The following is a 672-nucleotide window of genomic DNA, read 5'->3' as shown; positions in this document are numbered from 1 at the left end:
AACTCCTTTACATTATCATCCCTTCTACAGCAAAGTTTCTGACTTGCTAATTGGGGACCTTTGTTTATTATAGCATATTTCTAAAAAGAAGCTTTATCCTTCTTGCATTTCGGTTAGAAAACAAAAAGGAGTCCCGTTGAACTCCTTCCATTATTTATGACTTAATTTCTTGGTCAAGAAATCTCCCAAGAACTGGATTGTAAAGATAATCAAGATGATAATAATGGTCGCCAAGATAGTCACATCGTGATTGTAACGATTAAATCCATAGGCAATGGCTACGTTACCAATACCACCAGCTCCAACCGCACCGGCCATAGCTGTTTCCCCAACAAGGGAAATCAAGGTCACAGTCGTCACACGAATCAAATCTGGAAGACCTTCTGATAGGTAAACACCCACGATGTCCCAGAAGGTCGCTCCGCTCGCTTGAGCCGCCTCAATGACACCACTATCTAACTCAGCCAAGACAACCTGCACCTGACGGGCAAAGAAGGCAAAGACCGCAAAAGAAAGTGGGACAAGGGCTGCATTTGGCCCGATACTTGTTTTGACAATCAAGTGAGACAGTGGCGACATGATTGCCAAGAGGATGATAAATGGTACCGCACGGAAAATAGAGGTAATCTTGTCTAAAATCCAGAAGATAACCTTATTTTCCAAGACACCGCC

At 43.2% G+C, this 672-nt stretch carries 1 protein-coding gene; it reads right to left on the bottom strand.

The window, feature by feature from the left end; genetic code table 11:
• Positions 1–150: 150 nt before the first annotated feature.
• The coding region (locus GMD6S_RS09865) for a methionine ABC transporter permease (protein WP_000441945.1) at positions 151–672 on the bottom strand (522 nt) is incomplete at its 5' end.

This window comes from Streptococcus sp. GMD6S, assembly GCF_000297015.1.
Note: the sequence above shows the minus strand (reverse complement) of the source record. Positions and strands in the feature narration are given on the sequence as shown.